The sequence below is a fragment of the Candidatus Enterococcus huntleyi genome (assembly GCF_009933175.1).
Classification (GTDB): Bacteria; Bacillota; Bacilli; order Lactobacillales; family Enterococcaceae; genus Enterococcus_K; species Enterococcus_K huntleyi.
The window spans coordinates 105419-131339 of the sequence record NZ_MAEJ01000007.1 but is presented as its reverse complement, the minus strand read 5'-3'; the positions used below and the strand labels follow the sequence as shown (position 1 = coordinate 131339).

General features: G+C 39.4%; 25 protein-coding genes and 1 riboswitch. Of the genes, 21 read left to right on the top strand and 4 right to left on the bottom strand.

What is annotated here, in order from left to right:
- Nucleotides 1-107 precede the first annotated feature (107 nt).
- Together BAU15_RS05240 and BAU15_RS05235 are read right to left on the bottom strand one after the other, a co-directional pair.
- On the bottom strand, nt 108-1721 hold the full coding sequence (locus BAU15_RS05240; protein ID WP_161841701.1) for an ABC transporter permease: 1614 nt from the start codon (nt 1719-1721) through the stop codon (nt 108-110).
- Between the two features lie 24 nt (nt 1722-1745).
- Nucleotides 1746-2627, bottom strand: coding sequence for an ABC transporter ATP-binding protein (locus BAU15_RS05235; RefSeq protein WP_161841700.1), 882 nt, complete (start codon nt 2625-2627; stop codon nt 1746-1748).
- 314 nt (nt 2628-2941) lie between these two features.
- On the opposite strand from BAU15_RS05235, the gene BAU15_RS05230 reads away from it, so the two are divergent.
- From BAU15_RS05230 to BAU15_RS05145, 18 genes are all read left to right on the top strand, one after another.
- Nucleotides 2942-3538: a TetR/AcrR family transcriptional regulator gene (locus BAU15_RS05230; RefSeq protein WP_161841699.1), complete on the top strand. Its 597-nt coding sequence runs from the start codon at nt 2942-2944 to the stop codon at nt 3536-3538.
- Between the two features lie 181 nt (nt 3539-3719).
- Nucleotides 3720-4553: a hypothetical protein gene (locus tag BAU15_RS05225; protein WP_161841698.1), complete on the top strand. Its 834-nt coding sequence runs from the start codon at nt 3720-3722 to the stop codon at nt 4551-4553.
- A gap of 297 nt (nt 4554-4850) precedes the next feature.
- Complete coding sequence (locus BAU15_RS05220; RefSeq protein ID WP_161841697.1) at nt 4851-5609, top strand: IclR family transcriptional regulator; 759 nt, start codon at nt 4851-4853, stop codon at nt 5607-5609.
- A 262-nt stretch (nt 5610-5871) separates the two neighbouring features.
- Nucleotides 5872-6516, top strand: a complete 645-nt coding sequence (locus tag BAU15_RS05215; protein ID WP_161841696.1) for a bifunctional 4-hydroxy-2-oxoglutarate aldolase/2-dehydro-3-deoxy-phosphogluconate aldolase — start codon at nt 5872-5874, stop codon at nt 6514-6516.
- A 5-nt stretch (nt 6517-6521) separates the two neighbouring features.
- The gene (locus tag BAU15_RS05210; protein ID WP_161841695.1) at nt 6522-7520 is read left to right on the top strand and encodes a sugar kinase; all 999 of its coding nucleotides are present in this window, start codon (nt 6522-6524) and stop codon (nt 7518-7520) included.
- A gap of 15 nt (nt 7521-7535) precedes the next feature.
- Nucleotides 7536-8378: a 5-dehydro-4-deoxy-D-glucuronate isomerase gene (gene kduI / locus BAU15_RS05205; RefSeq protein WP_161841694.1), complete on the top strand. Its 843-nt coding sequence runs from the start codon at nt 7536-7538 to the stop codon at nt 8376-8378.
- Between the two features lie 13 nt (nt 8379-8391).
- A complete protein-coding gene (locus BAU15_RS05200) occupies nt 8392-9195 on the top strand; it encodes a gluconate 5-dehydrogenase (protein WP_161841693.1) in 804 nt (267 codons plus the stop codon).
- Between the two features lie 190 nt (nt 9196-9385).
- Nucleotides 9386-9838, top strand: a complete 453-nt coding sequence (locus BAU15_RS05195) for a MarR family winged helix-turn-helix transcriptional regulator (RefSeq protein WP_161841692.1) — start codon at nt 9386-9388, stop codon at nt 9836-9838.
- Between the two features lie 12 nt (nt 9839-9850).
- On the top strand, nt 9851-10369 hold the full coding sequence (locus BAU15_RS05190) for a GNAT family N-acetyltransferase (protein ID WP_161841691.1): 519 nt from the start codon (nt 9851-9853) through the stop codon (nt 10367-10369).
- Between the two features lie 588 nt (nt 10370-10957).
- The gene (locus BAU15_RS05185) at nt 10958-12031 is read left to right on the top strand and encodes a serine hydrolase domain-containing protein (protein ID WP_161841690.1); all 1074 of its coding nucleotides are present in this window, start codon (nt 10958-10960) and stop codon (nt 12029-12031) included.
- Nucleotides 12032-12080: 49 nt separating this feature from the next.
- On the top strand, nt 12081-13610 hold the full coding sequence (locus BAU15_RS05180) for a sensor histidine kinase (protein ID WP_237580134.1): 1530 nt from the start codon (nt 12081-12083) through the stop codon (nt 13608-13610).
- Nucleotides 13585-14289, top strand: coding sequence for a response regulator transcription factor (locus BAU15_RS05175; protein ID WP_161841689.1), 705 nt, complete (start codon nt 13585-13587; stop codon nt 14287-14289). Before BAU15_RS05180 ends, BAU15_RS05175 begins: the two co-directional genes overlap by 26 nt.
- A 313-nt stretch (nt 14290-14602) precedes the next feature.
- Nucleotides 14603-14752: a teichoic acid D-Ala incorporation-associated protein DltX gene (locus BAU15_RS05170; RefSeq protein ID WP_161841688.1), complete on the top strand. Its 150-nt coding sequence runs from the start codon at nt 14603-14605 to the stop codon at nt 14750-14752.
- An 11-nt stretch (nt 14753-14763) separates the two neighbouring features.
- A complete protein-coding gene (gene dltA / locus BAU15_RS05165) occupies nt 14764-16284 on the top strand; it encodes a D-alanine--poly(phosphoribitol) ligase subunit DltA (protein ID WP_161841687.1) in 1521 nt (506 codons plus the stop codon).
- Nucleotides 16284-17486 (top strand): D-alanyl-lipoteichoic acid biosynthesis protein DltB, encoded by a 1203-nt coding sequence (gene dltB, locus BAU15_RS05160; RefSeq protein ID WP_161841686.1) that lies wholly within the window; start codon nt 16284-16286, stop codon nt 17484-17486. The genes dltA and dltB overlap by 1 nt, the downstream gene beginning before the upstream one ends.
- A 17-nt stretch (nt 17487-17503) precedes the next feature.
- Entirely contained in the window at nt 17504-17743 is a 240-nt protein-coding gene (dltC, locus tag BAU15_RS05155; RefSeq protein ID WP_161841685.1) for a D-alanine--poly(phosphoribitol) ligase subunit DltC, read from the top strand.
- A 2-nt stretch (nt 17744-17745) separates the two neighbouring features.
- Complete coding sequence (gene dltD, locus BAU15_RS05150; protein ID WP_161841713.1) at nt 17746-19023, top strand: D-alanyl-lipoteichoic acid biosynthesis protein DltD; 1278 nt, start codon at nt 17746-17748, stop codon at nt 19021-19023.
- Nucleotides 19024-19318: 295 nt separating this feature from the next.
- On the top strand, nt 19319-20053 hold the full coding sequence (locus tag BAU15_RS05145; protein WP_161841684.1) for a class I SAM-dependent methyltransferase: 735 nt from the start codon (nt 19319-19321) through the stop codon (nt 20051-20053).
- Between the two features lie 272 nt (nt 20054-20325).
- On the opposite strand, the gene BAU15_RS05140 is transcribed toward BAU15_RS05145, so the two are convergent.
- Nucleotides 20326-20640, bottom strand: coding sequence for a DMT family transporter (locus tag BAU15_RS05140; RefSeq protein WP_161841683.1), 315 nt, complete (start codon nt 20638-20640; stop codon nt 20326-20328).
- A gap of 1 nt (nt 20641) precedes the next feature.
- A complete protein-coding gene (locus BAU15_RS05135) occupies nt 20642-20974 on the bottom strand; it encodes a DMT family transporter (protein WP_161841682.1) in 333 nt (110 codons plus the stop codon).
- A 57-nt stretch (nt 20975-21031) separates the two neighbouring features.
- Nucleotides 21032-21130, bottom strand: a riboswitch (guanidine-I (ykkC/yxkD leader).
- Nucleotides 21131-21445: 315 nt separating this feature from the next.
- Here BAU15_RS05135 and BAU15_RS05130 point away from each other — a divergent pair.
- The 3 genes from BAU15_RS05130 (at nt 21446) to BAU15_RS05120 (ending at nt 25783) form a co-directional block, all read left to right on the top strand.
- On the top strand, nt 21446-22477 hold the full coding sequence (locus BAU15_RS05130) for a LacI family DNA-binding transcriptional regulator (protein ID WP_161841681.1): 1032 nt from the start codon (nt 21446-21448) through the stop codon (nt 22475-22477).
- Between the two features lie 105 nt (nt 22478-22582).
- Nucleotides 22583-23584: an aldo/keto reductase gene (locus BAU15_RS05125; RefSeq protein WP_161841680.1), complete on the top strand. Its 1002-nt coding sequence runs from the start codon at nt 22583-22585 to the stop codon at nt 23582-23584.
- Between the two features lie 3 nt (nt 23585-23587).
- A complete protein-coding gene (locus tag BAU15_RS05120; RefSeq protein WP_161841679.1) occupies nt 23588-25783 on the top strand; it encodes an alpha-galactosidase in 2196 nt (731 codons plus the stop codon).
- Nucleotides 25784-25921: the final 138 nt, after the last annotated feature.

Here is a 25921-nt window from a genome sequence, read left to right as displayed (position 1 = left end):
TTTCTACAATCTGGCAAGGATATGTAAAGAAATAGAGAGTAAGAAATATGTAGTAGAGGTAAAAAGCCCGCATCTTGAGATGCGGGCTAATAGTTTATGTGCTGTGTTTATGCTCCTTCGACGAAATCGCGCTTCTTATACCCAATGTAGCCTAAGAGTAGTAAAGCTAGACTGATAAGGGTGATGACTAGTGCGACTGTGCTATCGAATTTTTCCATCGGCATACGTGGAATCCAACTTTGAATGGCTGTTTTTTCGAACCATTCGGGTAAATCTAGAATGCCGGAGAAATAATTTAAGGCAAATGAATAACCGAGATAGGCATAGATTACTTTCCCCATTTTTGGTAGCCAGCCTAGAGCTAGAGCAGCTAAGCCGATATAGAATAGAACAGCAGGGAAGAAATTGAAGCCTGCCATCAGGAAGTCCACGAGATCCATCGAAGATTTTCCAGTCATGGCAGCAATTGCTGTGCCACCTAAGCCAAGTGAAGAGAAGGCGATACCGATTATTCCAGCGAGAATAGCAAGGCAGATAGTTGTCCAATAGAGCTGTCCTCGAGTAATTTTTGTGGCATAGAGCTGACTGAAATGAAGTCTGGTTTCTTCAGCAAATAGCTTGTTAACAATGGCAATCGGCAAAATAATGACTAATCCGGTCATCACCATCATGATGGTACTGGTGAAAGATTCTTCAATGGAGACGCCAGTCTGAGTGAACATTTGTTTCATTAATTCATTGCTACCGAGAAAGACCTGCATGTCGCCATAGATTGAACCGTAGGCCATGCCCATCACAACAAAAGCAATTAGCCAACCAATGATGACGCCTTTATTAAGCTTGAATAGTAAACCTGGGACGGACAAGAGACTCTTTTTAGCAGTGGCGCGACCTTCGTGTTCGGGTAAGTAACCAGCGGCCATATCGCGATTTCCTTCTAGGATAAAGGAAATCACTAGTAAAGCTAGGCTGAAGATGAGCACGATGCCAAGAAGGCTCCATTTGTTATCAGTAAATGGATTGGTTAGGTAAATCCATCCCATGGGGTTTATCAGCGAGAGATCGACATTTGAGACGTCGGTTCCGGCTCGGATAATATAAAGGAGGCCGATAATTCCAAGTGTTGCGCCAGATGCACCACTGGAAGTTGGCATAATTTGTGCCAGTACAAGTGCTAAAACGCCACCGATAATCCCAGCGACAGCAATCGAGAGACCAAATAAGAAAGCTCCTTGAGTCGTAATGGTTTTTACGCCGAAGCTAGCCATCAAACCGCCGATGAACAGGCCAAGCAGCAGATTGATGAGGACCACTTCAGTGATGACCGCTAGCGAATTCGCTTGACGACCGACGCGAAATGAACGAACTAGTTCAGTTAATCCCAATTCTTCCTCCTTGCGGGTATGACTGATGACGTGGAGAGCTGCGACAATCATTGCAAACAAACCACAAAATAATAACATTTCTTGGGCATACATAGCTCCTAGGGTATAATCTGCGCCTGTGGTGATCGGTGTTGGTCCAACCATCGAGATCATCGCGGGATTTTTCATAGTTTCGAACATCCCTAACAAGCCTTGTCCCTTACCGATTTCTTCAAAAGCGGGAACGAAGGCGCCTGAGAAGAGACCAAGTCCTAAAATCCAAACGAGGATTTTTTTCCAATCTCGTTTGACATATTGAACAAACAAGACATTCCAACGAGCAAATTTTTCATTCATTTTGTTTTCCTCCGTATTCGACAATCAACCTTCATAGTGACGCATGAATAAATCTTCGAGTGTTGGCGGCACAGACTCAATCTTGGTCACGTGCAATTTAGTTGCTTCAGTTAAGATTGTATTCATCGCTTCATTGTCAGCAGAAAACGTCGCTTTTCCATCTTTTTGAACAAAGTCATAGACGCCGGGAACATGAGCCATTTGTGATACGTCGCCCTCGGTCATTAGCGTTACAGTCGAGCGAGTGAGGTGACGTAATTCGTCTAATGTACCGGATTCTACAACTTTTCCGTGACGGATGATGACGACTTTATCAGCCAAGCGTTCGACTTCACTTAAAATGTGTGAGGATAGGAGAATCGCTTTGCCAGCATCCTTGATTTTTTCTATCTCTTCTTGGAAGACGGCTTCCATCAATGGGTCCAGCCCAGAAGTTGGTTCATCTAAAATATAGAGATCAGAATCTACTGAGAGAGCGGCAATTAAGCCGACTTTTTGACGATTTCCTTTGGAATAACCCTTTGCTTTTTTCTTAGGATCGAGTTCAAAACGTTTAATTAATTCATCTCTTTTGGCTTGATTGCCACCGCCATGAAGCTTGATGAAGAGGTCAATAATCTCGCCACCGGTCAAATTTCCCCACAACGCAACGTCGCCTGGTACATAAGAAACGCGTTTATGGATTTCCAAGCTATCTTTCCAAACGTCTTTGCCAAAAATTTGTGCTTCCCCTTGATCACGGTTAATAATTCCCAGTAAAGTACGGATGGTGGTAGATTTTCCAGCACCATTGGGTCCGATAAAACCAACGACTTCGCCGGCATTGACGGTGAAGGAAAGGTCTTTTAACGCTTGGAATTTACCGAAACTCTTCTGCAAGCCTTGTAATTTTACAATCTCTGTCATGATACGTAACTCCTTTTTATTAAGACAATTTCTTGAACTGAGGTCTAACTTAAAATAGAATGCGTGCCTGTGTGAAATCTAATTTTTATGATTTTGCATCAGTGAATATGCCGGTTCTTTTTATCGTTAAAGCTAGTCCTCGTTTACACCACCCATAATAGTCTCTTTCCTATAAACAGTCAACGGAAATGTCGGATAATTTTGAACGACTAGTTCGTTGATAATTCAGAGTATTTCTTATATAATCAAATTGAGATAAGTTATGAACTAAAATATATAAAAAGTTCTAAAATTAAAGAAAGCAGGCAATGGCGATGAATGGATTCGAACGGCGCACCCAAGAAAAAAAGGAGCGTGTGTTGCAAGCAGCTTTTGAGTTGATGAATACTGATTCAGGCGTAGATAATCTGACGATTGATGAAGTGGCTAAACGGTCAGGCGTGGGTAAAACCTCGATTTTCAATTATTTTGGAAGTAAAGAGGCACTGATCCATGAGGTATTCGTGAACTCTATGACGGAGATGAGCGAAAAGGCCCAAAAAATTATGGCGGATGAGGCACCATTTGAAGAGACCTTAATTGCTATGAGCCAAACTAAAATTGAGTATCTAGAAAAAATTAATCAGCAGTTTTATTTTGACTTGATGAAATATTTTACTGAAAAAGAAGACAATGGTTTTACACGAATGATGGATGAGTACACGAAGATGAGTTTCGGCATGATGCTGGATTTATTTCACAGGGGACGTAAAGAAGGAAAAGTGGATTTAAAGTATTCTGATGAGTTTTTAATGCTTTATTTCCAAGCAATTATTGAAGGAATCTCCAATCCGCTCATTTATGAAAAAATTCTACCGTATACCAGGGAATGGACGGAGATGATAATTAAGGGAATCGCGCCAAGCAAGTAAATTTGGCTAGTTATAGATGCTAGAAGAAAAAAATTTCATAGGTAAAGTGAGTGTTTTTTAGGAATCAGGTTGGTCATTTGCTTTTTTGTTTCTGTATTAGAATTGATTGAATAAAATAGCGTTTTCTTTTTAGTAGTTGTCGGGCTATAATGGAGGCATACTATATTAGGAGGCAATAAGGATGACCGTGTTGACGCTATCAATTTATGATAAAGAGGGCCGCATTCGCACAAGCATACAGGGAGAGGACCAGAAAGATACTGAGTTAAAGATAAGTTCTGATGGGTTGGTTCATCTTTCAATGAGAAACTTTTCTTACGAAGAGGGGGATCAAATCCGTATTGGTTCAAGTCAAGCGGGCGTTTATTTAATGGTGAAGCTAGATGAGACCTTGGAAACATCTTTGATTTACTTACCTGAGACGGACTGGATATATGAACTATCTTTCGCTAAAAACCGAGTCGAAGCAAGACCTGAAAATCGCTTTCTAGGGAATAATCACTATGTAAGTGCGCGATTAGCTACTAAAGAAGAGATTGCGATGTATCGAAATCTTGCCTTAAATCCGCATGATCAAAAAGATTTTATGGGAGCATATCCTCATGCGCATGCGAATGTAGAGACTAGAAATGATGCGACTTTTTTTGCTTGTAATGCGATTGATGGTATTTATGCTAATCATTCTCATGGTCCCTATCCTTTTCAGTCGTGGGGAATTAATCAACAAGCGGATGCGGCATTAACGATTGATTTTGGTCGTCAGGTCTGTCTAAATAAAGTTGTGTTTACTTGGCGAGCAGATTTTCCTCATGATAGTTATTGGACTAAGGTAACCTTGAAATTTTCAGATGGTACAAAAGAAACTTTTGAGACAAGTAAAACAGCAAAGCCACAAGCATTCACATTTTCCGAGAAAAAGGTGTCATCCGTTAGCTTCGGAGATTTAATTCAAGATACCGATGCTTCACCTTTTCCCGCACTTACTCAAATTGAGTTTTGGGGAAAGAATGGCTAGGTGAGTTGAAGATTTGTACTCATGGTTGGCAGTTAGGTAGCCAATCTTTTGTTTGATGGAATTATTAATCGATTGAAATCTCTAAATAAGAAAAGAAGGAAAAGTACTAGGAGAGGCCTCCATGAGGTGAACTGTCTGGCACTTTTTTGTTGGTGAGGACAAGCGCACGTAAACTGGGGAATATGTAAGTGAGAATAGATAATAGTTTTCATTTTGGAGAGAAAAACTTTCTGGAAGGCTTGCTTTTTTTTAAGATTCAGCCTATTATTTTCTTATATGGAAAAGGAGAGTTCTGTCATGGAAAAAAAGAAACCTTATGGGACCGTTTTAATTAAGGCTGCTGCAATTTTAGATTTTTTATCAAATAATCCCGACAGTATCCTTCAAGCGATTACAGAGGGGACGAAGATGACCTCTTCGACTACTTTAAAGATTTTAGATACGCTTGTGATGATTGGTTATGTCAATAAGAAAAATGATAAAAGCTACAGTTTAGGAAGTAAATTAATTCGTTATGCAAATCAAAATTTAGAACAATTGGATTTAGTTGCGGTGACACAGCCATACTTAGAAAGTTTGCAGGAGCATGTGGACGAGACAATCCATCTAGGCATTCTAGCGAATCAAGAGATCTTATATGTGAATAAGCTAGAGCCAAAAAATCAAACGATTCGTATGTCATCAAAAGTTGGCGTGACGCGTCCATTATATAATTCAGCAATGGGAAAAGCGGTGCTTGCCGAACTGCCAGTGGCTGAAGTGGAGCGTTATTTGGAAGAGAATGAGCTGATTCCTTATACTGAAGAGACGATTACTAATCCGTTGAAATTACGTAAAGAGATAGAGAAGGTTCAACTGGAGAAAGTTGCGTTTGATGATGAAGAGGTAGAGAGAGACATTTTTTGTATTGGTACGGCAATTGTTGCTAATGAGGTGGTTGTTGGAGCCTTTAGTATAAGTATGCCGAAATATCGGATTAATGATAAATTGAAGGAAACAATTATTCATGAAATTTTGGAAGCAAAGGCGACAATCGAAAAGAACTTAAGTAAGTAGGAGCGACATAGAAAAATAGATTTTATCAGCGTTTAGCGATGATCTATATTTGTATAAATTGTATCCAAATAAGTAGGACTAGAAAGAGACATAAAGTTTCTTCTAGTTCTTTTTTTCGTTGAAAACAGGAAAAAATGTAGCGAAAGTGAAAATAAAAAAGAAAATAGCTTAAAACGGTTGCATTTTTTTTCTCTTCTCGTATAATAAAGATATAATTTCTTTATAATAAAATTTAATTTCCAAATAAGAAAAGAGTGAGCAGATGAAAAAAGTCGAAACGTTAATTGGTTTAAAAAATGCAGGTGTCATTGCCGTTGTTCGTGGAGCGACAAAAGAAGAAGCTCTAAAAGCTAGTCATGCGATTATTAAAGGTGGCATTATGGGGATTGAGTTAACTTTTACCGTTCCTCAAGCAGATGAAGTCATTCGTGAATTAGCAACAACTTATAAAGATCAACCAGAAGTTTTAGTTGGTGCTGGAACGGTACTTGATGCAACAACTGCTCGTTTAGCGATTATGGCTGGGGCGCAATATATTGTGAGCCCAAGCTTTGATGCACAGACAGCGGAACTTTGTAATTTATATCAAATTCCATATTTACCTGGTTGTATGACAATTACTGAAATGCAAACGGCGTTGAAGAGTGGCGTTGATATTATCAAATTGTTCCCAGGTAGCGCATATGGTCCAAGTATTGTTTCTGCCTTTAAAGCACCATTCCCACAATTAAATATTATGCCAACTGGTGGCGTAAGTTTAGATAATATGGTGGATTGGTTCAACGCAGGCGTTGTAGCTGTCGGCGTTGGTGGTAACTTATTAGCACCAGCAGCTCAAGGTGATTTTGATAAAGTGACAGAGGTTGCGAAACAATACGCAGCAAAACTTAAAGAAATCAAGGGGTAAGTCATATGGGAAAAGTACTGACACTTGGTGAAATCATGTTACGTTTTTCTACGAATCAAGGAATCAGATTAGCGCAAAGTGATACGATGGCGGTCCATTATGGTGGCGGGGAAGCGAATGTCGCAATCTCGTTAGCCAATTATGGCCATGACGTTTCATTTGCTAGTAAAGTCCCGAATAATTCATTAGGCGAAGCGGTCAAAAAGCATTTGGCAAGATATCATGTGGCTACTGAGTCGTTATTATTTGGTGGGGATCGTTTAGGAACTTATTACTTGGAATCGGGGATTGGTCAACGAGCAGCATCAGTTGTTTATGACCGTGCACATTCAAGTTTTGCTGAGATGACCTCAATCGAATGGGCGAAAGAAGACCTATTTGATGGCGTGGATATTTTCCATGTTTCAGGGATTACACCAGCTTTAAGTCCTACATGGCAAACTCTGACACTAGATCTAATGAAATCAGCCAAAGAACATGGCTGCAAAGTAAGTTTTGATATTAATTATCGAGGCAAGCTATGGAGTCAAAAAGAGGCTGGCGAAGTCTTGAAAACCTTACTTCCTTATGTTGACTATTGTTCAGCAGGTTATATGGATGCGGTCCACTTGTTGGGGATTGCTCCTCAAGAAGGGGAAGAACTACCTTATTACTATAAAAAGATGCAAGCACTCTACCCAAATATTCAAGTCTTCTATTCAACAAAGCGTCAAGTGACTTCAGCTTCTGATAATCATTTGACTGGTACTTTATGGATGGATGAAACCTACTTCGAGTCGACGACTCAAGCGATTTGCCCAATTGTGGATCGTGTAGGTGGTGGGGATGCCTTTAGTGGTGGTCTTTTACATGGCTTGTTGAAAAAAGTTAGTCCGCAAGAAATTATTGAGTTTGCGACAGCTGCTTCAGCGTTAAAACATACAGTTCACGGGGACTGTAACCAATTTAGTGAAGAAGAAGTCAATGGCTTTTTAGCTGCTGGCTCTGGAAAAATAATAAGATAAGGGAGTCGTTTACACATGCAAAACATGGAAAATCGTTACACACATAGCCCAGAGGATATCCGTCATTATTCGACAGAACAATTGCGTCAAGAATTTTTAGTTGAGAAAGTCTTTGTTCCAGGCGAAATCAGCTTAACTTACACGCATAATGACCGCATGATTTTTGGTGGGGTAACACCAACTACTAAAGAATTAGAAATCACTTTAGATAAAGAATTAGGTGTTGACTATTTCTTAGAACGTCGTGAATTAGGTGTTATCAATATTGGTGGACCTGGTTTCATCGAAATTGATGGCGAAAAAGAAGAAATGAAAAAACAAGATGGTTACTACATTGGTAAAGAAACAAAACATGTTGTCTTTTCTTCAGCTGATCCTAAAAATCCAGCTAAATTCTATATTAGCTGTGTGCCAGCACACCACAAATATCCAAACGTTAAAATTAGTATTGATCAAGTGAAACCAATGGAAGCTGGCGAAGGCTTGTCATTGAACGAACGTAAAATTTATCAATATATTCATCCAAACGTTTGTGAAAGCTGTCAATTACAAATGGGCTACACTATTTTAGAACCAGGTAGCTCTTGGAATACAATGCCTTGTCATACACATGAACGTCGTATGGAAGCTTATGTGTACTTTGATTTTGCAAAAGAAGATACAAAGGTTTTCCACATGATGGGTAAACCTGATGAAACAAAACACTTAGTTGTTGATAAAGATCAAGCAGTTATTTCACCAAGCTGGTCAATTCACTCTGGTGTAGGTACTGGAAATTATTCATTTATCTGGTCTATGTGTGGAGAAAATATTACTTACACAGACATGGATATGGTAGATATGGGCGACTTAAAATAGGAGGAATGTAAAAATGAGTTTTTCAATGGATATGTTTAAATTAGATGGTAAAATTGCGTTAGTAACTGGCGCTGTGTACGGAATTGGTTTTGAAATCGCGAAAGGTCTAGCTGCAGCTGGAGCAACGATTGTATTTAACGATCGTACGCAAGAAGGCGTAGATAAAGGCTTAGAAAACTACAAAGAAATCGGCATCAAAGCACACGGATTTGTTTTTGATATTACAGATGAAGACGCAGTTGAAGCTGGTGTTAAACAAATCGAAGCTGAAGTTGGCGTAATTGATATTTTAGTAAATAATGCTGGAATCATCAAACGTATTCCAATGTTAGAAATGTCAGCAGCAGATTTCCGTCAAGTAATTGATATTGACTTAAATGGTCAATTCATTATGTCAAAAGCTGTCTTGCCATCAATGATCAAAAAAGGTCACGGTAAAATCATTAACATCTGTTCAATGATGAGTGAACTTGGTCGTGAAACAGTTGCGGGTTATGCAGCTGCTAAAGGCGGACTAAAAATGTTAACAAAAAATATTTGTTCTGAGTTTGGTGAAGCGAATATCCAATGTAACGGAATTGGACCTGGCTACATTGCAACACCTCAAACAGCACCATTACGTGAATTACAAGAAGATGGTTCAAGACATCCATTTGACCAATTCATTATTTCTAAAACACCAGCAGCTCGTTGGGGCGAACCAGATGATTTAGCTGGATCAGCAGTATTCCTTTCATCAGATGCATCTAACTTTGTTAATGGACATATTTTATATGTTGATGGCGGAATCTTAGCTTATATTGGTAAACAACCTTAATAAGATAGATAACTATACTCGATTATCTTTTTTATACACAATCAAACGATAGGTAACCTGTGTGTGACTAGTTTTTGCTAGTGATGCACAGGTTATCTTTCTTTTTTTTGATTTAAAATGGATTCGGGATTTATCTTTTTGTTGCAAATGCAACAATATTTAGTTATTATAATTTTATGGAGGTGAGACTGTGGAGAGTATCTTACGTGATATTGGTGTGATTGCGCGAGCACTGGATTCGATTGCGAATATTGAGTTTAAAGAGTTTGAGTTAACTCGTGGGCAATATGTGTATTTAGTCAGGATCTATGAAAATAAAGGAATTATTCCTGAACAGCTGGCTGAAATGATTAAAGTTGATCGTTCTACGGCTTCTAGAGCTATCCAGCGATTGGTTGAAAAAGGTTTTGTGACTAAAGTCCTTGACCAGGAAAATAAAAAGATTATTCATCTCGAAACGACTGATAAAGGAGCTGAAAAGGCCGCGTTTATTCTTCGCGAAAATAAATATTCGAAAGAAGCGGCTTTACAGGGGCTCACGAAGCAAGAACAAAAAGTGTTACATGAGTTATTAATCAAAGTTAAAAAAAATGTCGATGAAGACTGGCACTTTGTCAAAAGTGGTGGGAAACGAACGTATTAGGAGTTGGATAACATGGAAAAATTTGAGTGGAAGCAGTGTACGATAGCTGATTTATCAGTTCTTCGTTCGATTAGCATTGAAACATTTACAGATACCTTTGCTGAACAAAATACAAAAGAGGCGTTAGAAGATTACTTAACGCAGTCGTATAATGAAGAGCAATTGGCAAAAGAATTAAAGAATCCAGAAAGTTTCTTTTACTTTATGCAGCAAGGAGAAGAAATCCTAGGCTATCTTAAATTGAATGTTGGCAAAGCACAATCTGAAGATATTCAAAAGAATTCATTGGAAGTTGAAAGAATCTATATTCGGTCGAAACATAAACGCAAGGGTTACGGGACGGCTGGACTAAAGAAAGCTGAGACTGTCGCAAAAGAAATGCATAAAAGTTCTTTGTGGTTAGGCGTTTGGGAATTTAACGCAAAGGCTCGTGCTTTCTATGAAACGCAAGGATTTAAAGAAGTCGGCGCTCATTCTTTCTTTATGGGGGAAGAGGAGCAGACGGATTTGATTTTATTGAAGATGCTCTAAGAGGAAGGATTATCTTCTTTATTTAATTTTATGCCTAAAAGAGAGACACATCCTAACTAGTCTGGCGATGTGGAGACATTTTTCCCATTGGAGTTCACTAAATGAGTGGGCATGTGAATAAGAGATGAAATAGATAGTAGAAACAGTAAAGCGGTAGGGCATATCCAGTTGAGGTATGCCCTACCTTTTTGTAGGTAAGATAATCTAAAAAATTAAACGAAATGGGGCTATGTATTTCTTATTTTTTGTCCCGTACAATGAGATACATTGCAATGGCCATGACAATTAATATAATCCAAACCATGAGTAACATCCTTTCAACTTTTTGTTTTTATTTCAAGCTTAGCATGGATAAATAGCGGTTTCAAGCCCTACTTTTTGCTTTTTCTATAGGGACATTGTACGATAACTGGGACTATTCTAGATTTTTTATCTGAAGAATAAATGTGAAAAAAATAATGGAGTGGAGGGATAAACTTGCTAGTTTATCAATCATTCACTTCTAGTTTACTGTCAGTTTATTTATTTCGGTTATGCTAATTAGAATAGGTAGAAAAGGTTTTTTGAAACCTATTGAGGGTGTCTAATGTGAAGAAAAAAATGACGATTGTCTGGGGAGTGTTTATAGTAGTCATTCTTTTGGGCATGATTGTAGTAAAAATTGCAGGCGGACGTCCGCTGAAGAAAGCAGAGCCAAAGGAAGTAACGGCTTTTACGGATAGTTTACTGAATGAACAGCATTTTAAAGGAGTCGTTTTGTTGGCCCAAGAAGGCGAAGTCTACTATGAACAAGCATATGGATATGCCAATCAGGAAGAGGAACAGCGAAATGCGGTGACACTATCTTATCCGATTGCTTCCGTGCAAAAGAGTTTGACTGCGATGTTGGTGGAGCAGCTGGTTTCTGAAGGGAGATTGTCGTATGATCAGACGATTGAGGCCTTTTATCCTCAAGTAGAACAGGCGAATGACCTAACGATTCGAGATTTACTGAATCACCGTTCAGGGATTGAGATGGACGAGATTGAGCCGGATAGTTTGTTAGATAATCAAGCTGAACAACTTAATTTTGTCCTGACAGAGATGTCAGTTACTGAGGACCAATCATTTACTTATACGAATGCAAATTACTCTCTGCTAGCTGGTATTTTATCAATGGTGAGTGGGCAAAGCTATCAAGAATTATTTGAAGAAAGAATTATTGAACCGTTAAATCTAAAGCAAACCTATTTTTGGAATCAAATTCCAACAGAATTGGGATTTCCTTTGGCGTATACATTTGATGAGGTAACGGGACAAGATTATCAAGTTTCTTGGGCTTCTTATCCAGATTCCCGGCGCCTGTTTTCTAGCTTGTTAGGGGCAGGGAATGTATTTATGTCTGTTGGAGATTTGTGGAAAGTGCAAAAAGCGCAGAATAATGGCAAAATTCTGACGGAAAAAATGTATAATGAAATGACAGAGACTGTGACCAACGGCTATAGTAGTGGATTGTGGCTTTCTGACCATCTAAAAATTAGCAGTGGTTCACTCGGTGGTTATACGACGAGTGTCTATGGAGATGAAAAAAATGAAAACTTGGTCATCCTTATCAGTAACCAGGCGGGCTCTATTGATACGGGGTCAATGGCTGAACAGATTTACGAGGCGCTAACTGAATAAAAGTTGAGCGTATAAGAATAGATTGAAACAAGTACCAGAATCAAATACCATGATTAAAATTCACTTAGAGAGGATTCAACTGACTATGACAATTAAGAGCCGTTTATTTATCTCCCATCTTTTGATGATTGTTATTCCAGTGTTATTGAGTTTATTGGTGGCTTCATTTGCCTTTATTCTGGTTTGGCAGTATTTCTGGGGCGTTGATGAAGGGGCAATGAATAAAAATAGAGAGTTCCGTTCTCAATATGCGGCTGTCGAAAGTTTAGTGATTAAATGGTCCTCAGACGAGGCGACAGACAAAGGAATTATCTCGGATATGCAGAAATTTTATGAGTCGTATTATAGTGATAATATCGCGTTAACTGTCTATCAAGGGGAAAACCAAATCCATTCAGTAGGGGAAATCATTGATCAGAAGATGACGGATACAATTCATAGTGAAGAAGGCGAACATAGTTATTTGAAAGATCAGATATTCGTGACTTCATTTGAAGCAAATAGGTACAAGGTGATTTTAGTCAATAATAATTATTATAATGATTTGTATTATCAGGATCCATTGTGGGATCGAGATTATCAAGCAGTGTTGTCACGAATTATTCTGGTGATGATCATTGGGACAATCGCCATCATTATTTTAACTAACCGTTATTTAACGAAGACTGTCACAAAAAGTATTGTGGAGCCTTTAGAGATTTTAACTGATGGTTTTCATAAAATCCAAGCAGGGGAACTGAATTATCAGATTCGTTATGCGGAGCAAGATGAGTTTTTACCCGTTGTGAAAGATTTTAATGGGATGGCCTATCAGTTGAAAACGACGGTCGAGACTCAGACGAAATTAGAAACCAACCGACGTGAGCTTGTTGCAGGAATTTCTCATGATTTACGGACGCCACTGACTTCGATTAAGGCGTATCTTGAAGGTTTAGAAAAAGGGGTCGCGAGTACACCTCAGATGAGAGAGAAGTATTTTACTATTATCAAAAATAAAATCGATGATTTGGATCAAATTATCGCACAGCTTTTCTTGTTTTCAAAGTTGGATACGGGGGAGTTTCCTTTTAATTTAATTGAGACAACGAACAAAAAATTGATTGATGAAACGATTCATTTTATGCAGCATGAATATGAAGAAAAGGGCATGGTTGTCTATTTAGATGCACCAGATGAAGAAGTATTGCTTGAGATTGATCCGGTCCAATTTCGGACTGTTTTAACGAATTTATTCGAGAATGCACGAAAATATGTAGATAAAGAGGAAGTCTACGTGACGCTGACTTATCGAATTGAAGGCGATCAGCTATTGCTATCAATTACCGATAATGGTTCAGGCATCGCGACAAAAAAATTGGATACCCTCTTTGAATTATTTTACCGAGATGATAAATCACGGACGAATCCTAGCCAGGGGAATGGCTTAGGATTAGCGATTTCTAAGAAAATTATTGAAGGTATGAATGGGAAAATCCAAGCGCGGAATCATTCGTTTGGTGGCTTAACAATTCTGATTACACTACCAGTGAAGAAAGGGGAAATACCTGTTGGTGATGAACAAACGAGTACTGATTATTGAAGATGATGAAGATATTTCAATGATTGAACGAGATTTTTTAGAGATGGAAGGCTATGAGGTATCCATCGTACGTGAAGGGACTAAGGGGTATCAGGAAGCAGTCAATGGGGACTACCAACTGATTTTATTGGATGTCATGCTGCCAGGAATGGACGGCTATGAAATTTGTCGAGGAATTCGTGATAAAGTCGATATTCCAATCATCATGGTGACGGCGAAGACTGAAGAGTTGGATAAATTACGAGGTTTAGGGCTTGGTGCAGATGATTATATTTCCAAACCTTTTTCACCGACGGAGCTTGTGGCTCGAGTGAAGGCCAATATTGCCCAATACGAACGCATTAAAGGCAGACAAGCGAGTCCTGAGCCAAAAGTAGAAGGTGAAATTCACTTAGGTAAGATTAGAATTAATTCGCAAACCCATCGTGTCTATGTTGACGATGTTGAAGTGGATTGTAAGCATAGAGAATACGAACTATTGTTGTTTTTAATGTCTAATGCCGAAATCGTTTTTAGTAAGGAACAGCTATACGAAAAAATTTGGGGAATGGATGCGCTAGGAAATATTCGAACTGTAGCGGTACATATCAACCGATTAAGGGAAAAGGTTGAAGAGGATCCGACGAATCCACAATATATTCAAACCGTTTGGGGAGCGGGTTATAGATTTCAGCCGTGATGCCTAAATTTTCGATAAAGTCCTGCCTAACAAAAATCAATTTCAAATAAATGCACTATATAACTGTATTTTTGAGCAAGACTCGGCTATAAGAAAGACTTTTTACACCCATGGTGGTGAGAAGTCTTTCTTATTTTTTTTTAAGCTGAAGAAGGTCTAAACATGGCCGAGGTCTAGGTGAATCATTATAAAAACCTAAGAATTGAAGTAAAGAGTTTATCATCAGTTTATCAACTATTTACATTTTCGAGGCTTTTAATTTACTCCTAGCTTTTACAATAGAAAGAGAGAGAAATGTAAAAGGAGGGATTTGATGAAGCAGCTAATAAAAAACGAAGCGATCCGAAATAGCTTAATTTTTATTGGGAAAACGGCTTTCTATTTCTGCATTATCCTACTATTAATTTATCTTTATCATTATAAAAATATTCAAGGTGGTACGTTTATTTATAATGAATTTTAAGGGGGGATTTCATGAAAGTAGCAAATATTGTTCAAACAATTGAAGATTGGGCAAGTAGGGAACCTGATCGAGTCGTTTATTGCGAGGGACAAGTCACATATACCTATGGTCAATTAGCTGAATGGTCTGATAAACTAGCGGCCTATTTAGATGCAACAATAAAAAGTAAAGCGCCTATCGTCGTTTATGGGGAATTAGAATTTGAGATGTTGGTGGCTTTTCTAGCAGCTTCTAAGACGGGTAGAGCGTACATACCTATCGAAAGTTCAACGCCTAAGGATCGTGTAGAATTGATTCTTTCAGTCGCACAACCAGCGCTGATTATCAGTATTGGGGATTGGCAGGAATTGGCTACGTCGATTCCGATTACTAACCGAGAGACAGTGAACGAGATAATTAGTGCGGAATCATTGATCTATGAGAAACAGCCGGTTATGGGCGATCAGACTTATTATATTATTTTCACATCGGGGACTACAGGAGTACCTAAAGGTGTTCAAATTAGTCATGATAACCTAGTCAGTTTTGTAAACTGGGAGTTGAGTGATTTTAATTTGCGAGAAGGCCTACAATTTTTATCTCAAGCGCCGTATTCGTTTGATTTATCTGTGATGGGTGTTTATTCAGCTCTAACATCAGGTGGGAGCTTGGCGCCACTAAAAAAATCAGTGATCAATGATTTTAAAGCTTTGTTTACGACGTTGCCTAAGCTGGACATTAATGTTTGGGTTTCGACCCCTAGTTTTATGAAAATTTGTTTAATGGAGCCGACGTTTGACGGGCACCATGTACCAAGTATCGAGCGTTTCTTATTTTGTGGAGAAGAGCTTCCCAAAAAGACAGCAGTCGAATTGTTGCAACGTTTTCCTGAGGCAGAAATCTATAATACGTATGGACCAACCGAAGCAACGGTAGCTATTTCTGGCGTGCTGGTGACCTCAGAGTTAATGGAAACTTACAACCGTGTTCCGATTGGCTATGTTAAAGAAGATACACAGGTTTTTTTCATGGATCCGGACTCAGAAACGATTATTGAAAACGGTCAGATGGGTGAAATTATCATCAGTGGACCTAGCGTTTCTAAGGGGTATTTAAATAATCCTGAGAAGACACAAGCTGCTTTTTTTGAGTATCAAGGGCAGCCTGCTTATCGGACAGGTGATTGTGGTCGGGTGACGGAAGACGGCTTGCTACTTTATGAAGGCCGAATTGATTTTCAAGTGAAGTTTCATGGCTACCGGATTGAGTTGGAAGATATTGATCATCATCTGAGCAGCGTTTCTTTAGTCAAGCAAGCGGTAGTCGTACCGAAATATCAGGAGCACAAGGTGGAGCAGCTGATTGCCTATGTAGTACCTGAAGCCCATTCGTATGAAAAAGAGTTTCAGCTGACAAAGGCGATTAAAGAATCTTTGAGTGAATTCGTTATGGATTATATGATTCCACAGCGATTTGTCTATGTCGACCAGCTTTTACAGACGCCAAATGGCAAAATTGATCGCAAAAGCTTGATAAATGAGGTGAATCCTTGATGAATTTCGAGCACCTGATTCCTTATGCGAATCCGCTGTATTTTATTTGGTTGGCACTGGCTATATTACCGTTAATACTTGGTTTATTATTGGCTGGAAAACGCTGGGGTTGGTACCAAATATTGTTGACAGTTGTCTTTATATATATCAGTTTTAGTGGGGGCTATTGGCAACAAGGAGTGGCGCTGATTGGTTATGTCATTTTCCAGACAGTACTGGTCTACGCGTACCATCGTTATCGCACGCAGAAAAATAATTCTTGGGTGTTCTATAGTGCCGTCGCAGCGGCTATTCTGCCACTGTTTTTGGTCAAAGTAACGCCCTTGTTTTCTGGCCAAGCCTCGCTCTTTAATTTTTTAGGGATATCCTATTTAACCTTTAAATCTGTTCAAATGATTATGGAAATGAGAGATGGCTTGATTAAAGAGTACCATCCTGCACGTTATATTCAGTTTCTTTTATTCTTTCCGACGATTTCCTCCGGTCCAATCGATCGCTATCGACGGTTTGAGAAGGAATTATTACACGCACCGACGAAGGAAAAGTATCTTCAATTTCTTGAGAGAGGCGTCTGGAATATCTTTATGGGCTTCTTGTATAAATTTATTCTGGGTTACTATCTGGGACAAGTGATGTTACCGGCTGTGACGAAGGAGTTACTGAATCATGGGCTATTTTCTTGGCGATTCTTTGCTTACATGTACGTGTATAGCCTCTATCTGTTCTTCGATTTTGCTGGCTACAGTTTGTTTGCGGTCGGAGTCAGCAATCTAATGGGCTATGATACGCCAGTCAATTTCAATAAACCATTTTTGGCAGCCAGCATCAAAGATTTTTGGAATCGTTGGCATATGAGCCTTTCCTTCTGGTTTAGAGATTACATTTATATGCGACTAATGTTTACCTTAATCAAAAAGAAAGTTTTTAAGAGTCGGATTGTGGCATCAAATGTCGGATATTTTGCCTTATTCTTAATCATGGGTATCTGGCATGGCTTAACTTGGTACTATGTCGTCTATGGTTTGTATCATGCGCTATTAATTTGTAGCAATGATGCCTGGATTCGGTTTAAGAAGAAACGTGGGAAGCATTTGCCGTCCAATCGTTTGACTAAAGCATTTTCAACAGTGTTAACATTTCATGCAGTCTGTCTGAGTTTCTTGATATTTTCAGGAGTACTAGACCAACTATTTTTCAAATAAAAAGGAGAGATTTATTTATGAATACACAAGAAACGGTATTAGATATTTTAGAAATGATTATTGGAACAGATGAAGTAAAAGAAAATTTGACAGTCGATTTATTTGAAGAGGGATTAATGGATTCTCTTGCGACTGTCCAGCTATTAGTAGAATTAGAAGGCCAATTAGGTGTGCAAGTTCCTGTCTCAGAATTTGACCGTGATGAGTGGAATACGCCAGCTAAAATCATTAGCCAAGTCGAAGCTTTGCAGGCCTAATGATGAAGAAGCGACTCGTTTCTATTTTTGGTCCGTTGGTGTGTGCTGCGGTCCTTTTAGGGGTATTATTTTTTGGCCCTTGGAAGATAAATGCCAGCGATCCGAAAATATTAGCACAAGCCTCTACAGCAATGAGTAACAGTTTGCTACGGGGCAATGCAATTAAAAATGAAGCTGTTGAGACTGGGCGGTATGTGCCATTTTTTGGCTCTTCTGAGCTTAATCGAATTAGTTCGATGCATCCATCTGTCTTAGCTCAAAAATATAATCGAAACTACACGCCTTTTTTATTAGGAGCAGCGGGAACGCAATCTATGACACAATTTTCGATTATTCAATCGATGGCTGAGGAAATTGCCGGAAAGAAAGCAGTCTTCATTATTTCCCCACAATGGTTTGTTCCAAAAGGAGTTAAAGAGCCTTACTTTGATAATTATTATTCAGAGCAACAGGTCTATAGTTGGCTATTGTCTTGTACTGAAATTTCAGCAGCGGACGAATACTATGCTAGTCGTTTGCTGGAATTTTCGAAAGTCACTCATAATCCATTAATGGTAGAGGTGCTGACGCAAATTCAAGTAGGAAAACTGCTGACAGAAGCTCAAAAAAGCAAATTGACACGTCAACTAGCTGTCTTTACTCGTGAAGATGAGCTTTTTGGAGGAATCGGTCTTGACAGTAATTTGAAGAAAAAAATTGATCGTGCAACAGAAAAGTTACCCCATAAGTATGACTTCAGTCAGCTAGTTTCGCTAGCTAATAAAGAAGGCCGAAAGGAAACGTCCAATAATTCACTAGGGATTAAGAATACTTTTTATGCTAATAATTTACAGGATCGGTTAGCTAAAATGAAAGGTTCTCAAAAGAATTTGGACTATCGATTTGGGCCAGAATTTAGTGATTTTCAATTGGTTTTAGAGGCGTTTGCTAAAAATAATGTCGATGTTTTATTCGTTATTCCACCGATTAATCAAAAATGGATGGATCATACTGGTTTGCCAGATGAGGTGCTTACAGGATTTGATCAAAAGATTCGCTATCAGCTTACCAGTCAAGGATTTACCAATGTGGCTGATTTTACTGCCAATGGCAACGTTGATTATTTTATGGAAGATACGATTCACCTTGGGTGGCGTGGGTGGTTAGCAGCGGATGAAGCGATTAAAGCCTTCATGGAATCTGAGACAAAAAACAAACTTGAGTATCATTTGGATACTAAGTTTTTATCAAAAGAGTGGCAAAAAGCTTCGCCAGATGACCTCAGCAATGAGTTAAACTGAGTGCGATTGTCGGACATCTGAGTACTGTACTAATAGAGTTTTCAAACTTAGCTAATAAGAATAAATAGTAGTCAAATAGATAAAGTTAACTGTGTCTGATAGGAAAAGTGGCGTTACAAACAGCTGCCTAAACTATCTTGTAGCAACCCAATTCATTGTTTATGAATTCTGCTACACAGCCAGTTTCCTTTGTCTTTTTTGATTTATCAGGGGCAATTAGTGTAGACTAAGAGAAATGGGAAAAGCTAATGAGAAGTGATTGAATAAGGAAGACGGTAGCTGAGAGGGGATAAGTATGGAGGAGATAGAAGCTTTTTGGGACGATTTTGCAGATGAGTACGCGGAAATTCAGAGGGAATCAATCTTACCTCTTTCAACAGACGTAACGGATTATCTGAAAGAGCTAGGTGTTTTTCCGGCGCATTCATTCCTAGATCTCGCAGGTGGAGCGGGGCGCTATTTATTAGATTTTTCGAAGCAAGTCGATAGCTATACAGTAGTTGATATTTCTGGGGAAATGCTGAAAAAAGCCAAGCAAATGGCAGAGGGCAAGCGAGAAAACTGTTTATTTATTCATGAAGAGATGACTAGTTTCTTTGAGTTGACTGCGGATAATGCTTATGAGTATAGCTTTTCGGCGATGAACCCGGGAATTCAAACACTAGAAGATTTGCTTGAAATGGATCGGATTTCTGAAAGGGCAGTCTTCATTTTTCGCATGACAGAAAATCAAGATTCTTTATTTTCTAGAATTGAACGGACACTGAAAATTTCACCTGAAGAAGATCTGACGTTACTCTCAACTTATCAAACGTGGTTGCAGGCAATTGGCATAAAAAGTCAGACAAAATCTTTTACCTATCAGTCTGAAGAAAAATTCACTCGTGCATTCATTGAAGAATATTATGAAGAATATGCAGAGAATCAAGACTTTCAGGTATTGCTGGCAGAATTGTTTTCACGAGAAACTCGAGTAATCAGTCAAACGACAATAACCTTCACATTGCTCTATTGGCAAACGACAGGATAAAGCTTATGTTCTAGCTCTCCGAGAACTTGGAAAAGAGCGAAAGCTAGAGATGATAGTTGCGAGTAACTAACAGAGAGAGTTGGCGGATTCTATACGTATCCACCAACTCTTTATTCGTATTCGACAACATAGCGTTGCGAAAAAAATATAATTTTTTTGAAATAAACTCAAGCTTTATAAGCTACTCTTTATAATAATTCATCAGTAAAGACTAGGAGATATAGTAAAATTCGTCAGCAGTCAATGGGATTCATTGATTTTTTCGTGAGTCCTTAAGAAATCAATTTGAGACCAACAGCTGAGCCTAAAATAAGTCCGATGAAGACGAGGCGTTTCCGATTTCTTGATTCCCCATAGAAAATCATTCCTAAGAGGGTACCGCCGGCTGTACCGATTCCAGTCCAAATGGCGTAGGCCGTGCCCATAGGTAAAGTCTTCAGCGCGTAAGAAAGTAGCAGGAAACTTATCCCAAAGCCAACGACTAGTAGCGTTAGTGCGGTAATGGTTTTTTCTTTGTGCCACTTATTAATCATTAAAACGCCGGACATTTCAAATAATCCAGCAAAAATTAAAGCAATCCAGTTCATATTAATGGCCCTCCGTTTCTTCAGGTGTTACTACTTTTAAGCCGATTACACCGATAAGCAGTGTTGCAGTTAGACAGAGTTTTCCCCAACTAAAGGGTTCGCCAAAGAGCAGAATGCCGCTGAAGACCGTGCCTAATGTGCCTAAGCCAACGAATACTGCATAGACGGTTCCGACAGGCAGAGTTTTTCCAGCCATAATCATGAGTGAGAAGCTGACGATTATGGCGATCAGTGTTCCAGCCCATTCATACCAAGTTGTCGCGTGCTTGATGCCGATGACCCAACTAATTTCAAATAAAGCCGCGATAATCACTGAAACCCACGTTTTGTTCATAAGTAATTTCCTCCTTTTTAAACGCAAAAAAAGCCTGAGAAATATTGTGGTTACAATATCTCCCGGGCTTTTATCCCTCCGTGTTACACAAGTTCATGTGCGTTTTCTCTTGGACCAGACTGGCGCTTTCGCCACGGAACCCTAGAAAACTTTTTGCGTCATTTCTTAGAATTATACGCAATTTTTTTTAAAGTTCAAGTATTTTCATTTAGAAATTTTGTGAGCCTATCTAGTCTGTCATTTTGCATAATATGGAAGGTGCTCTGGTGAGTGCTAATAGAATGTATAAGGGAATGAATAAAGGAATAGATAAAAGATTTATAGACGAATGGGTAAGAACGAGTGATAAGGAATGTCGAAGGGGACATCAAAGAAATGAGTGAAGAGCAACTTAGATTTGCAAAGTTGGAAGCGTTGTTATATTGTGTTTAGTATACAAGTTGATACTGTTTAGTAAAAAGGAGGAAAACTATGGTTGGGATTAGAGAGGTTGCTCGAAAGGCGGGTGTGTCCCCGGCAACGGTGTCTAGAGTGCTGAACAATGATCCGACACTGTCGGCAACAGCTGAAACGCGAGCGAGAATTCACGAGGCGGTCAAGAAATTAAATTATAAGAAACCAGAGCGAGGAACGGCTAAAAAGATGAATCATTCGCTAGGTTTGATTACTGCGGCTTCTGAACGTGGGGAGATTGAGGATCCTTATTTTCGAGCAATTCGTTTGGGGATAGAAGCAGAAGCCAAGAAGTGCCATATTGCCGCAAACAGAATTTATCGTGTCTCTGAGAATCATTCATTAAAAGGGATTGAAGCGTTAGGTGCGGTGATTATTTTAGGCAATCTTGAGGAATCATTCATCCAAGAAATTTACGAAAAAAATCCGCGAATAGTCTTGGTAGATGATACGACAGCGAACGAGTCCTTTGATGCGGTCTACACGGATTTTGAAATGATTACAAAGAAACACTTAGAGCGTTTATGGCAGTTGGGACACAGAAACATTGCCTTTATTGGTGGGGTTCGGACAGTCAAAACTAGTTCAGGCAAGGATGTTTTACTTAGTGAAGATGTCCGTTATCAGACCTATAAAAAATGGCTGACAATCAAAGGGGCTTATAAAGAAGAAAATGTCTTTTTAGGTGGCTGGGGCTCACAGGATGGGCTTGAAATGACTGAAGAAATGCTTACGAAATTCACTGATAATAAAGTCCCGACTGCGATTGTAGTGGCTAGTGATCCTTTGGCGATTGGCGTGTACCGTGCAATTCAAAAGGCTGGAAAAAAGATTCCAGAAGATTTTTCGATCGCTAGCTTTGATAATATCGAAGTCACTGAATTTCTGACGCCACCCTTAACAACAGCCGATATAGAGACCGAACAATTAGGCAAGATGGCTGTCCGTTTAGCGAAAGAACGGATTAGAGATGAACGCGATGTGCCGATACATGTGGTGGTGCCTTCAAGAATTATTTTAAGAGAGAGTGAAAAGGCGCTTGACAAATGAATTAGGTAAACACTATAGTGAGTAAACAAATTAAAAAAAACGGTTTCATTTTGACTTGATAACTAGATAATAGAGGCAGAATGAACCAAAAAGGAGAGATAAATCTTGTATTTAGCAAATGAAAAACGTTATGAAGAGATGACCTACAATCGTGTGGGCAATTCGGGACTAAAATTACCAGCCATTTCCTTGGGTTTATGGCATAACTTTGGAGACGTCGATACGATTCAAAATCAACGCGAAATTATTCATGGGGCTTTTGATATGGGGATTACTCATTTCGACTTAGCCAATAATTATGGACCACCAGCTGGTTCTGCAGAAATTAATTTTGGTCGGATTTTACATGAAGACCTGAAAGGCTATCGTGATGAACTAGTTATTTCTTCGAAGGCTGGTTACTATATGTGGCCTGGACCTTATGGCGAATGGGGCTCTAAGAAAAATATTGTCGCCAGCTGTGATCAAAGTCTAAAACGAATGAATTTAGATTATGTGGATATTTTCTATCATCACCGTCCAGATTTCGATACACCATTGGAAGAAACTGCACAAGCGCTTGATTTATTGGTTAGACAAGGTAAGGCATTATATGTTGGGGTATCGAACTATGATGCACAACGGACAAAAGAAATTGCGGCGATTTTTAAACGTTTGGGGACACCATTTATTATTCACCAACCGAACTACAATATGTTTGATCGTTGGATTGAGGATGGCTTACTGGATGTCTTAGAAGAAGAAAAATTGGGTGCGATTGTCTTTAGTCCACTGGCACAAGGCATGCTAACGAATCGTTATCTGAACGGCGTTCCAGAAGATTCAAGAGCGCATCGCTCAGATAGTCCATTCTTATCTGAAGAAAAAGTTGAAAGCACGATTGAAGTCGTTCGTAATCTAAATGAAGTAGCTGGTCAAAGACAACAAACGCTCGCTGAAATGGCTTTGGCGTGGAATTTACGTCAGCAGCAAATTGCCAGCGTACTGGTTGGTGCTAGTCGTTTGAGTCAATTACAGGACAACGTTGCTGCCTTGAAGAAACTAGAATTTTCTGCCGATGAATTGACTGAGATTGACCGTTTATTATTGCCGTTAAGAAAGGGGTAACCGATGATATCAATTCAATTTGATGAGCAGACACAGACTTTCCATTTGAGTAATCAACAAGTCAGCTACCTTTTCAGTATTGAGGAAGGTCAGGTGCTCAGCCATTTATATTATGGGAAGAAAATTACGCACTATCACGGGAATTTTCGTTATCCGCGACTAGATCGTTCGTTTTCTCCTAATTTGCCGGGTGCGATTGATCGTTCATATTCTTTGGATACGGTGTTGCAAGAATATCCTGGGTTTGGTGGCGGTGATTTCCGGACACCGGCTCATGAGATTCGTCAAAGTGATGGCACAATTGTTACGAATTTTACTTTTAAAGAGTATCGAGTGATTGAAGGGAAACCTAGCTTGACTGGATTGCCAGCAACGTATGTCAATGCGACCACGGATGCGCAAACGTTGCTTGTGACACTGGAAGATCGTTTTAGAGGCTTAGAATTAGAATTATCTTATACAATTTTTGACGATTCACCGGTGATTGCGCGCAATACTCGCTTGGTCAATAAAGGGAAAGAAAAAGTCGTGATTGAGAAGCTAGCTAGTCTAGCGATTGATTTTCCGGCGACGGCTTTTGATTTGATTCATCTAAATGGCACTTGGGCCAAAGAGCGGATGGTAACTAGAGAACCGCTGAACACGGGCATCAAAGTCTTAGATAGTAAGCGAGGTTCGAGTAGCCATCAACAGAATCCTTTTGTTGCGTTAGCTAGTCCGACGACCACGGAAGAAACTGGCGAGGTCTATGGATTTTGTCTCGTCTATAGTGGTAATCACGAGACGATGATTGAAAAAGATCCGTATGATCAAACACGCGTGACGATGGGGATTAATTCCTTTGATTTTCGTTGGGTGCTGGAGCCTGAGGATAGTTTCCAATCGCCAGAAGTGATTCTAAATTATTCTGACCAAGGCCTTAATGAATTGTCACATTCGTACCATGAATTATTTAATCACCGTCTTGTCCGCGGGCAACATCAGCAAAAAGAACGGCCGGTTTTGATTAATAACTGGGAAGCGACCTATTTTGATTTCGATGAGGATAAGCTGTTGGCAATTGTTGATGAAGCGCAAAAGATTGGCATTGAGTTGTTCGTCCTGGATGATGGCTGGTTTGGTAAACGTGAATCGGATAATTCATCCTTGGGTGATTGGTTTGAAAATGCTGGCAAGATTAAGATGGGTTTAGCGAATTTGTCAAAAGAAGTTCATGCTCGCGGCTTAGAATTTGGTATTTGGTTTGAGCCTGAGATGATTTCAGAAGATAGCGACCTGTATCGTGCGCATCCTGATTGGGCCTTGCAAATTCCTGGTCGTGGAAAATCTCTCGGTCGTAGTCAATACGTCTTGGATTTTTCCAGAGCAGACGTTCGCGGGCATATTTATCAGCAGATGAAGGCTTTCTTCGATGAAGTGCCTGTCGATTATGTAAAATGGGATATGAACCGTAATATGACGGAAGTTTATTCTAAAAATCGTTCAGCTGAGGAGCAAGGGAGCACGGCGCATCGCTACATGTTAGGACTCTATGAGTTTATGGAGCAGTTAACCAGCGAGTACCCAGCTATTTTATTCGAAAGCTGTTCAGGCGGGGGTGGTCGTTTCGATGCGGGAATGCTGCATTACATGCCACAAACGTGGACCAGTGATAACACGGATGCAGTGGCTCGTCTGAAGATTCAATATGGCACAAGTTTGGTTTATCCAATCTCAACGATGGGCTCACATGTATCGGCGATTCCGAATCATCAAACCTCTCGCAAAACTAGTCTAGCGATGCGTGGGAATGTTGCGATGTCAGGAGTCTTTGGCTATGAATTAGATTTGAGTACCTTATCTGAAGAAGACAAAGCGGAGATGAAAGAGCAAGTGGCATTCTATAAAGCCCATCGCTCCTTATTGCAGTACGGCACATTTACGCGTTTACTAAGTCCTTTTGAAGGCAACGAAACGGCTTGGATATTTGTTTCTGACGATAAAAAAGAAGCCATGGTATTCTATTATCGCGTCTTAGTGGAGGCTTCTCGTCCGTTGGAGAGTTTGAAATTACGAGGTCTGGATGCAGAGAAAGTTTATCAGATGAATGAGCAACTATTTGGTGGCGATGAATTGATGAATCTTGGCTTTTACATCGATCCTACGCTCAGTGGGGACTACGCTAGCCAAATGTTCTACCTAAAAGAAGTCGCTGAATAGCTTAATTTAAGCAAAGAAGTAGAATGAGTAGATTTTGAGACAAAATCTTTTCGAAAAATAAATAAAGATTGTCGCTAACCTGAGTTTTCAACTCGGATTTGCGACAATCTTTTTTTCTTCTATTTAATTAGTTTATTA